Origin of the sequence: Streptomyces sioyaensis, from assembly GCF_004122735.1 — a bacterium.
GTDB classification, from domain to species: domain Bacteria; phylum Actinomycetota; class Actinomycetes; order Streptomycetales; family Streptomycetaceae; genus Streptomyces; species Streptomyces sioyaensis.
In genome coordinates this window covers 77536-87385 of sequence record NZ_SDIF01000024.1, presented here as the reverse complement: position 1 = coordinate 87385, position 9850 = coordinate 77536, and the positions used below count along the sequence as shown (strand labels likewise).

8 protein-coding genes are annotated in these 9850 nt (G+C 72.1%); 4 read left to right on the top strand and 4 right to left on the bottom strand.

What is annotated here, in order from left to right; translation table 11 throughout:
• Positions 1 to 139: 139 nt before the first annotated feature.
• Positions 140 to 580: an Lrp/AsnC family transcriptional regulator gene (locus EST54_RS11715; protein ID WP_003984197.1), complete on the bottom strand. Its 441-nt coding sequence runs from the start codon at positions 578 to 580 to the stop codon at positions 140 to 142.
• A gap of 209 nt (positions 581 to 789) precedes the next feature.
• Between EST54_RS11715 and EST54_RS11710 the strand changes: the two genes are divergently transcribed.
• Entirely contained in the window at positions 790 to 1209 is a 420-nt protein-coding gene (locus tag EST54_RS11710) for a hypothetical protein (protein WP_129247547.1), read from the top strand.
• Between the two features lie 37 nt (positions 1210 to 1246).
• Here the strand turns inward: EST54_RS11710 and EST54_RS11705 are convergent, their stop codons facing one another.
• From EST54_RS11705 to EST54_RS11695, 3 genes are all read right to left on the bottom strand, one after another.
• Positions 1247 to 2386, bottom strand: coding sequence for a phosphotransferase family protein (locus EST54_RS11705; protein WP_129247546.1), 1140 nt, complete (start codon positions 2384 to 2386; stop codon positions 1247 to 1249).
• On the bottom strand, positions 2383 to 3519 hold the full coding sequence (locus tag EST54_RS11700) for a hypothetical protein (RefSeq protein ID WP_129247545.1): 1137 nt from the start codon (positions 3517 to 3519) through the stop codon (positions 2383 to 2385). Before EST54_RS11700 ends, EST54_RS11705 begins: the two co-directional genes overlap by 4 nt.
• 179 nt (positions 3520 to 3698) lie before the next feature.
• Positions 3699 to 4871 carry an acyl-CoA dehydrogenase family protein gene (locus EST54_RS11695; RefSeq protein ID WP_129247544.1) on the bottom strand — a complete coding sequence of 391 codons (1173 nt, stop codon included), beginning with the start codon at positions 4869 to 4871 and terminating at the stop codon, positions 3699 to 3701.
• Between the two features lie 345 nt (positions 4872 to 5216).
• Between EST54_RS11695 and EST54_RS11690 the strand changes: the two genes are divergently transcribed.
• The 3 genes from EST54_RS11690 to adh all read left to right on the top strand — a co-directional run bounded on the left by EST54_RS11690 (position 5217) and on the right by adh (position 9801).
• Positions 5217 to 6518, top strand: a complete 1302-nt coding sequence (locus EST54_RS11690; protein WP_129247543.1) for a glycoside hydrolase family 18 protein — start codon at positions 5217 to 5219, stop codon at positions 6516 to 6518.
• Between the two features lie 370 nt (positions 6519 to 6888).
• Positions 6889 to 8211 carry a GAF domain-containing protein gene (locus tag EST54_RS11685; protein ID WP_129247542.1) on the top strand — a complete coding sequence of 441 codons (1323 nt, stop codon included), beginning with the start codon at positions 6889 to 6891 and terminating at the stop codon, positions 8209 to 8211.
• A gap of 66 nt (positions 8212 to 8277) precedes the next feature.
• The gene (adh, locus tag EST54_RS11680; RefSeq protein WP_129247541.1) at positions 8278 to 9801 is read left to right on the top strand and encodes an aldehyde dehydrogenase; all 1524 of its coding nucleotides are present in this window, start codon (positions 8278 to 8280) and stop codon (positions 9799 to 9801) included.
• Positions 9802 to 9850: the final 49 nt, after the last annotated feature.

The window sequence follows — 9850 nt, the reverse complement described above, 5'->3', positions numbered from 1 at the left end:
CCCGAACCGGCCGGGCGGGAAGGGTGCTGCTGGGCCGGGCTGGAGGGGTGCTGCCCGGCCGGTTCGGGAACGTGCGCGCTCATACCGGACAGTTTGGCCCCTGCGCGGGGGCGGGCCGCGCGCGGGGGGCGATCAACGGTCAGATACGCGGCGGGCGGGCCTCGTAGGGCGTGGAGAGCACGACGGTGGTGCGGGTGGAGACGCCGGCCAGGGTGCGGATGCGGGTGAGCAGATGCTCCAGCTCCAGCGGGGTGGCCACCCGGACCTTGAGGATGTAGTTCTCGTCGCCGGCGACGCTGTGGCAGGCCTCCAGCTCGGGCACCTCGGCGAGGCGGTCGGCGATGTCGTCCGGCGCGCTGGGGTCGAAGGGTTTGACCGAGATGAAGGCCGTGAGCGGCAGGCCCACGGCTTCGGGGTCCACGATGGCGGCATAGCCCCGTATGACACCGCGCTGTTCCAGGCGGCGCACCCGCTGGTGCACCGCCGAGGTGGACAGGCCGGTGGCCTTGCCCAGGTCGGTGTAGCTCATCCGCCCGTCCTTGACGAGCAGCTCCACGATTTGTCGGTCCAACTCCTCCACCCGTTCAACCTACTGTGCGCGGGCGCGGATGCGCATCGCGCGCCGGCTCGTGGACACCCTCGCGCCGGGTTGTGTGACCAATGCCACATGGGTGAACCGGTGTCCGCCGGGCGCCCGCGATTATGCGCGCGGCATGAAGGGAATTGCTGGTGGTGGCCAGGACCGCCCGTCACAGGAAGTCAGCGATCCGATCGGCCCACCCGAGGGGGATGGACATCATGCGACGCCTTAAGCAGGACTCCGCTGCCGCGAACGCCGGCGCCCAGGAGGGCGACAGTCTCGGCGCCGTGAGCGAGGACGACCCGTTCGACACCTATGAGATCTACCGTGTGACCTGCCCCGACTGCCGCCAGCCGATCGCTCTGCTGGCGGACGAGGACATCCTCCCGGAGCACGCCCGGTGCCCCTCGCCGTGGAACCCGTTCGGCCTGACGGTGTGCCAGGGCTCCGGCCGGGCGGTGTCCGAGGCCCCGGAGACCGAGGACACCCTGGACACCCCTCAGGAGCAGGACGCGGCCGTGCTGCTGACCCTGCCGGCCGGCCTGGACTGGCGCCGCCAGCCGTTCTCGCACGTCGGCGGCCCGGGCACCCGGCCGGTGCGGGTGCCGCGGATGCGTCCGCGCGCCTGAGTGCCGCTCCGCGCCCGTCCGTACGGGCGCTCCGGCCTCACCAGTAGCGGCCCTCGATCATTGCCTCCAGAGTGTCCCGGTGGAGGATCAGCGCATCGGCGTCGGCCGGAGCCGGCGCCTCGCCGAAGTGGATCCGGCGGTAGGCCACGCGCAGCATGACGATGGCGTGCCGCAGGGCCGCGTAGAGAGTGTGGAATTCCATGTTGCGGGGCCGGTGCCCGGTGAGCTCGGCATAGCGGCTCTCGACGCGGTCACGGCACAGGAAGCCGGGCAGTCCCCGCTGTCCGCCGGCTTCGGCCAGGTCCTGGAAGAAGCGGTGGAGATAGACCATCCAGCCCAGGTCGAGTTCGCGCGGGCCCAGGGCCGCCATTTCCCAGTCGAGGACGCCGGCCGGCTCGAAGCCGTCGTAGACGATGTTGCCGATTCTGGCGTCTCCCCAGCTCAGTACGGTCTCACCGGGATCCGGCGGCCAGTGGTCGGCGAGCCGGGCGAAGCCTCGCTCGATCAGCGGGGAGCGCGGCCGGCCGTCAACCACCCATGCGTAGTAGGCCCGTTGGGACTCGACATGGCGGTGCAGCGCGCTGCCGGTGCCCGGCGTGGCGAGGAAGTCGGCCGCGGCGAGCGGGACTTGGTCGTGCAGCCGGGCGAGCACCGAGACGCTGGTGGCTTCCAGCCGGTCGCGCTGGGCGTCGGTGGCGTCATGGAGCCAATTCCCCTCGTACGTATAGGGCATGACGTCCGGCGGGACCCGGCCGGCGGCGCGGGACATGACGAAGAAGGGTGCACCGAGGTGCGCCGGGTCCTCTTCGAGCCAGAGGGTGCGGGGCACGGGGACGTCCGTATGGGCGGCGACCAGGCGCATGGTGCGGTACTGCCGTGCCATGTCGTACCGCGGGAAGATGCAGTACGCGGCGGGGTCGGCGGCGAGGCGCAGCGCGCAGGCGGTCTCCGGCGGCTCGGGGTGGTCGATGTCGAAGAGCAGGGTCTCGCTGGACATCCCGTTGGCGTCCGGGACGGTCGCGGCCAGGGCGCGGGCGCCGGGGAGCCGGGTGCCGAGCCAGACGGTGAGACGGCGGGTGAGCACCTCGGGGTCGCGGGTGGTGGTGCGGGGGCGCGCCGCGGCCGGGGCGGCGGCGCGGCCGGGGTCCGAGCCGGCGGGCAGCGGGTGGTCCGTCATCGCCCGGCCTCCCCCGCGACGGAGTCATAGCCGGTGAAGCAGCTGGGATCGTGCCGGCCGAAGCTGCCGTGTTCGAAGATGCCGTGACCGGTCCGGCCGTCCAGGGTGAAGCGGGCGGCGTGGTCGGTGACGCCGTATGCGGCGAGCGGGTGTGCGGCCGGGTCGGAGAGGTCGTAGCTGCGGCGGTCGGTCCAGCCGCGGCCGCGCCAGGTGCCGTGCTGCCAGTCGTCGGCGGGGAGGTAGCCGGCGCCCACGGCAAGCGGTGAGGAGGTGAGGATCTCGGCGGTCAGTTCGTGGGGCGTGCGGTCGGGACCGGTGAGGTGGATGACGGCGCGTTCGGGGCGCCGGGTGCCGGGGCGGTAGCTGATGTCGGTGTGCGGCCAGCCGAGTTGGACGTCGCGGGCGCCGTCGCCGCGGACCGAGACCGCCTCGTTCAGGGTGCGGTGCCCGTCGGCGTCCTCCTGGACGATGACCATCACGAAGCGGTCGTCGAAGCGCACCGGGCACCAGATCCAGTGGAAGCCCTCGGGCCGCCATTCCTCGGCGGCCCGCCCGCCGTCCTCGCCCGGTATCGGGCGCACCCCCCAGCTGCGGTCGCGGGTGCCGGTCCACTCCCCCGCCGTGACGGCGAGCTCCTCACCCGCGACGCGGATACGCCCGGTGCAGGTGCCGGCCTGGACGAACCGCCGGCCTTCGAGCGTCAGCCGGTCGCCGCGGTACTGGGTGTGGTGCGGCTCCCACGTGGCCGGGAACGCCGCGGACCAGGTCAGGTCGTACTCCAGGCCGTCCGGATCGTCGGGGTCCGCGGCGCAGGTCAGCCGGAGGCGGGCCAGCGGCTCCTCGACGGTGATGGTGAGCGGGCCGACGGTGAGCGCGAGGCGGTCGTCGGTGAGCGCGTCGGAGGCCCGTACGGCGTGCAGCCGGTCGCCGAGGCGAAGGGTGGCGTAGGCGTCGATGACGCCGGCGTTGGGATAGACCCCGAGGCCGGCGATCAGCAGGGCGCGGCCGGAGTGATCCATGACGTGGAAGATGCAACGGTCGTAGGCGTTGCGGTCACCGGTGGCGACATGCCGCATGGACAGCGGGACCTGGTGGATCGGGTACTCGTCGAGCGCGATCGGGCGGTCGGGCACGGTCTCCTCCTGGGCGCGCGGTCGGCGGAACGCCGCAGGAACGTCAGCCCCCGCAGCGGGAGTTGACGGTACGTCAGGTAGGAGCGGACGGCCAGGCCCCCGGAAGGGTGCGGGTGCGGTGCAGATCGCGGGACGCGGGGGCGGGCCGGGGTCACCCCCGGCCCGCCCCCGGCTCCCCCTCAGCGCGTTTCCGGCCCCGCGAGATGCCTGGCGATGACCATCCGCTGGATCTGGTTGGTGCCCTCGACGATCTGCAGGACCTTGGCCTCGCGCATATAGCGCTCGGCCGGGAAGTCGAGGGTGTAGCCGTAGCCGCCGAGGAGCTGGACGGCGTCGGTGGTCACCCGCATCGCGGTGTCCGTGCAGAACAGCTTGGCCATCGCCGCCTCCTTGGAGAACGGCAGACCGGCGTCGCGCAGCCGGGCGGCGGTGAGGTAGAGCGCGCGGCCCGCCTCGATCTGGGTGGCCATGTCGGCGAGCATGAAGCGCAGACCCTGGAAGTCGAGGATCGGGCGCCCGAATTGCTGCCGTTCGGCGGTGTACGCGAGCGCCTCGTCCAGCGCCGCCTGGGCGACGCCGACGGCACAGGCCGCGATGCCCAGGCGCCCGGAATCCAGGGCGGACAGCGCGATGGCGAACCCCTGGCCCTCGTCCCCGAGGCGGCGGGCGTCGGGGACGCGGACGGCGTCGAAGTGCAGCTGGGCCGTCGGGGAGCCCTTCATGCCCATCTTGCGCTCGGGCGCCGCGGCGCTCAGCCCCTCGGCGTCGCCGGGGACCAGGAAGGCGGTGATGCCATGGGCGCCGCTGCCGCCGGTACGGGCCAGCACGGTGTAGAAGTCGGCCACACCGCCGTGGGTGGTCCAGGCCTTGGTGCCCTCCAGGGTCCAGGTGTCCCCGTCCCGGGTGGCCCGGGTGGTCAGGGACGCGGCGTCGGAGCCCGAGGAGGGCTCGGAGAGGCAGTACGCCCCGAGGAGGCCGCCGCCGAGCATGTCCGGAAGGTGCTCGGCGCGCTGCTCCTTGGTGCCGAATCCGGCCAGGGCATGACACGCGAGGGTGTGCACGCTGACGCCGAGGCCGACGGTGAGCCGGGCGGCGGCGAGTTCCTCCACGACCTGGAGGTAGACCTCGTAGGGCTGGCCACCGCCGCCGAATTCCTCGTCGTAGGGCAGCGAGAGCAGACCGGACTCCGACAGCAGGGTGAAGGTCTCGCGCGGGAAGCGGCCGGCCTCCTCTTCCTCGCCCGCCGTGGGCCTGATCTCGCGCTCGGCGAGCTCGCGTACGAGTGTCAGCAGATCGCGGGCTTCCTCCGTGGGCAACCTGCGGTCCACCGGCCGGGGGCCGTACTCGGTCATGGCGGCGCTCTCCTCCCTGTCGGGCGCTGCGGCGACACGCGCGCGGGGTGGGCGGCGGCGCCGGTTTCCATAATGCCGGTCCGATGATCGCTTTCCGGGTCTCGGAAGGCGATGACCTGCGACTGTGGCGCTAGGAGTATGCCCGATCGGAGGCTCCGCGTCACGGGTTGATCATCACCGGCCGCGGGGATCGGGCCTCGTTCCCCGCGGCCGGGAAATTGGTCCGAACCATTGACGCACTGGTCTAGTCCTTCTACCTTTCCTGCCATGTTCAACGCGTTCATGCCAATTCGGAACGCAGGTCAGGTCAGGCACCATCCCTCGCCCCCTCCGAGGAGAGACGACATGCTCAGACCGCCCCGGACGCACTCCCCACACAGACTGATCGCCCCACGCAGACTGATCGCCGCCGCCACCGCGCTGTGTACGGCGGCGCTGTCCGGCACCCTGCTCGCCGGACCCGCCTCCGCCGTCCCCACCGGCGCCCGCACCGCGCACCACCCGTCCACGGCCGCGGCGACCGGGACGGCACCGGCCGCCGCGGGCAACAAGGTCGTCGGATACTTCACCAACTGGGGTGTCTACGACCGCAATTACCACGTCAAGAACATCGAGACCTCGGGGTCGGCGGCCAAGCTGACCCACATCAACTACGCCTTCGGCAATGTCCAGGGCGGCAAGTGCGCCATCGGTGACTCCTACGCCGACTACGACAAGGCGTACACCGCCGACCAGAGCGTCGACGGCACCGCGGACACCTGGGACAACGGCGCCCTGCGCGGCAACTTCAACCAGCTGCGCAAGCTCAAGAAGCTGCACCCGGGCCTGAAGGTGATCTGGTCGTTCGGCGGCTGGACCTGGTCGGGCGGCTTCACCGAGGCCGCCAAGAACCCCGACGCGTTCGCCCAGTCCTGCCTGGACCTGGTCGAGGACAAGCGCTGGTCGGATGTCTTCGACGGCATCGACATCGACTGGGAATATCCCAACGCCTGCGGCCTGACCTGCGACACCAGCGGCAAGGACGCCTTCACCGGGGTCATGCGGGCGCTGCGGTCGAAGTTCGGCCGGAACGATCTGGTGACCGCGGCGATCACCGCGGACGCCTCGGCCGGCGGGAAGATGGACGCCGCCGACTACGCGGGCGCGGCCCAGTACGTCGACTGGTACAACCCGATGACCTACGACTACTTCGGCGCCTGGGACGCCAAGGGCCCGACGGCCCCGCACTCCCCGCTCACCTCGTACCACGGCATTCCGAAGGCCGGCTTCAACACCACCGACACCGTCACCAAGCTCAAGAGCCTCGGCGTGCCGGCGGCCAAGCTGCTGCTGGGCATCGGCTTCTACGGCCGCGGCTGGTCAGGCGTCACCCAGGACGCTCCGGGCGGCACGGCGACCGGTGCGGCACCGGGCAAGTACGAGGCCGGCATCGACGACTACAAGGTGCTCAAGACCCGCTGCCCGGCCACCGGCACGGTGGGCGGCACCGCCTACGCCAAGTGCGGCGACCAGTGGTGGAGCTATGACACCCCGCAGACCATCGGCAGCAAGATGGCCTTCAAGGACGCCCAGGGCCTGGGCGGCACGTTCTTCTGGGAACTGAGCGGCGACACCGCGAGCGGCGAGCTGATCAAGGCGATCAGGTAGCACGGAGACGACACGAACCGGCCGGGCGGGAGGCGGTGTCTCCCGCCCGGCCGCCGTATCCGCCCGGCCGCCGCGTACGGAACGGCCGCGCGGCGGCGCCCCGGAGGGAGCCCAGCGCGGGCCGGGAGAAGGGCGGTGGGGCGGCACCGGCCACCGGCCACCGGCCACCGGCCACCGACCACCACGACAGGCGCCCGGGCGATCACCGACGGGCGGTGCGCGAGCCCGGCGTGCGCGCCCCCGTGGGGTTTACGGCTGGGCTCCGTACGAGCACCATCGGCCCAAGGACCTGTCGTTGCCGGGCGCCGCGCGGCAGGCGGGAGTTCGACGACAGATCCTGGGAGCAGGAGCCGCATCGGAGAGGTGTCACGTGGTCAACCCTTGGCTGGCGATGGAGGCCGGTGCCGATCCGGTGGAGCGCACCCGCACGGTGCGCCGGGCCCATGCGGCCTTCCTGGCCGACGGCACCGTCGCACCGCCGGTGCGCCGAGTGGTCGCCGACTCCTGGCGCCGCTCCGCGGACGCCCACGCCGCAGCGGACGGCGCCGCACCCATCGAGCTGGACGAGCCCGCGCTGGGCGCCTACCGGGACGGGCATCCGCTCGCCCGCGCCATGCCCGTCTTCCGGGAGCTGCTGGGGAGCTTCGCGCAGGACGGCGCCCATCTGCTGGCCGTCTGCGATCCGCAGGGACGGCTGCTGTGGGTGGAGGGGCACCGCGGGGTGCGGCGCAGCGCCGAGCGGATGAACTTCGTCGTCGGCGCCCGCTGGGACGAGCGGCACGCCGGCACCAACGCCCCGGGCACCGCCCTCGCCGCCGATCACGCCGTCCAGATCTTCGCCGCCGAACACTACAACCGGCAGGTGCAGCGCTGGACCTGCGCGGCCGCTCCCCTGCACGATCCGCGGACCGGGCGGCTGCTGGGCGCGGTGGACATCACCGGCGGCGACCATCTGGCGAGCCCGCACAGCCTGGCCCTGGTGCAGGCCACCGCACGCGCCGCGGAGGCTCATCTCGCCGCCGGCGTACCGGAGTGGGGCGTGTGTCTGTCGGCGCTCGGCCGGGACGAGGCGCTGCTGGTCGTGGACGGCGAGCGGCTGCGGCTCGGCCGGCGGCACAGCGAGATCCTGGTGCTGCTGGCCGAGCACCCCGAGGGGCTCACGGGCGATCAGCTCTCGGTGCTGCTGTACGGCGAGCGCGCGGTGCGCCCGGTGACGCTGCGGGCCGAGCTGTCCCGGCTGCGGCAGCTCGTCGGCACCCTGCTGCACTCCCGTCCGTACCGGCTCAGCCGGCCCGTCGAGACCGATGTGCGCACGGTCGAGGAGGCGTTGGCGGCCGACGAGGTGCACTCCGCGCTGGCCGCTTACCGCGGTCCGCTGCTGCCGCTGTCGGAGGCACCGGGCATCCAGCGGCTGCGCGGCGCGCTGGAGGACCGGACACGGTGCGCGGTGCTCGGCGCGCACGACCCCGGTCTGCTCCGCGAGTGGTCACGCACCCCCTGGGGCGAGGACGACCTGACGATCTGGGAAGCCCTGGTGGACGCCCTGCCGGAGCGCTCCCCGGCCCGCGCCGCACCGATGGCCGCGGCCGACCGGCTGCGCGCCGCATACGGCCTGACCGGCGATTCCCGGGCCGGAGCAAAGGCCCCCGTTCCCGTGCGCGTCGCAACCTTCCCGCAACCTCCGCGGCCCTAGCCTGCGCACATCGCCCGTCGCAGGGAGTGGCGGGCACCGCGCCGAGAGCGATTGGGAGGCCGCCCCATGGCCCGTTACGCCAGCCCGGGTTCCGCCGACGCCGTCATGAGCTACCTGCCCCGCTACGACCACTGGATCGGCGGCGAGTTCGTCGCGCCGGCGCTGGGCCGGTACTTCGAGAATCCGACGCCGGTCAACGGGCAGCCGTTCACGGAGGTCGCCCGGGGCACGGCCGAGGACGTCGAGCGGGCCCTCGACGCCGCCCACGCGGCCGCGCCCGGCTGGGCCCGCACCCCCGCCGCCGAACGCGCCGCCGTCCTCAACAAGATCGCCGACCGGATGGAGCAGAACCTGGAGCAGCTGGCGGTCGCGGAGAGCTGGGAGAACGGCAAGCCCGTACGGGAGTCCCTGGCCGCCGACATCCCGCTCGCCATCGACCACTTCCGCTACTTCGCGGGCGCCATCCGCGCGCAGGAAGGCTCCCTGTCGGAGATCGACGGGGACACCGTGGCCTACCACTTCCACGAACCGCTCGGGGTGGTCGCCCAGATCATCCCCTGGAACTTCCCGATCCTGATGGCGACCTGGAAGCTCGCCCCCGCGCTGGCCGCCGGCAACGCCGTGGTCCTCAAGCCGGCCGAACAGACCCCCGTTTCGGTGCACTTCTGGATGAGCCTGATCGCCGATCTGCTGCCGCCGGGCGTGGTCAACATCGTCAACGGCTTCGGCGCGGAGGCCGGAAAGCCGCTGGCCTCCAGTCCCCGGGTCGCGAAGGTCGCCTTCACCGGCGAGACCACCACCGGCCGCCTCATCATGCAGTACGCGTCCGAGCATCTGCGGCCGGTGACGCTCGAACTGGGCGGCAAGAGCCCCAACATCTTCTTCGACGACGTCTCGTCGAAGGCGGACGACTTCCACGACAAGGCGCTGGAAGGCTTCACCATGTTCGCCCTCAACCAGGGCGAGGTGTGCACCTGCCCGTCCCGGGCGCTGATCCAGGGCGGGCACTACGACGACTTCCTGGCGGCCGGGGTGGCCCGTACCGAGAAGATCGTCCAGGGACACCCGCTGGACACCGACACGATGATCGGCGCCCAGGCCTCCAACGACCAGCTGGAGAAGATCCTCTCCTACCTGGACATCGGCCAGAAGGAGGGCGCCCGCATCCTGACCGGCGGCTCCCGGGCCGAACTGGGCGGCGAGTTGGAGGGCGGCTACTACGTCCGGCCGACCATCTTCGAGGGCAACAACGGCATGCGGGTCTTCCAGGAGGAGATCTTCGGCCCCGTGGTGGCCGTGGCCCCGTTCTCCGACTTCGAGGACGCCATCGGCATCGCCAACGACACCCTGTACGGCCTGGGCGCCGGCGTCTGGACCCGCGACGGCTCCACCGCCTACCGCGCGGGCCGCGCCATCCAGGCCGGCCGCGTATGGACCAACTGCTACCACGCCTACCCGGCCCACGCCGCCTTCGGCGGCTACAAGCAGTCCGGAATCGGCAGGGAAACCCACAAGATGATGCTGGACCACTATCAGCAGACGAAGAACCTGCTGGTGAGCTACTCGCCGAAGAAGCTGGGGTTCTTCTAAGCCACGAAGAAAGGCGCCTGACCTGGCCTTTCCACTCGGGCGCCTTTCG

Coding starts and splice junctions, on each gene's coding strand:
- EST54_RS11705 (WP_129247546.1), bottom strand. CDS start 2,386: ATGACGGACCACCCGCTGCCCGCCGGCTCGGACCCCGGCCGCGCCGCC.
- EST54_RS11695 (WP_129247544.1), bottom strand. CDS start 4,871: ATGACCGAGTACGGCCCCCGGCCGGTGGACCGCAGGTTGCCCACGGAG.
- EST54_RS11710 (WP_129247547.1), top strand. CDS start 790: ATGGACATCATGCGACGCCTTAAGCAGGACTCCGCTGCCGCGAACGCC.
- EST54_RS11690 (WP_129247543.1), top strand. CDS start 5,217: ATGCTCAGACCGCCCCGGACGCACTCCCCACACAGACTGATCGCCCCA.
- adh (WP_129247541.1), top strand. CDS start 8,278: ATGGCCCGTTACGCCAGCCCGGGTTCCGCCGACGCCGTCATGAGCTAC.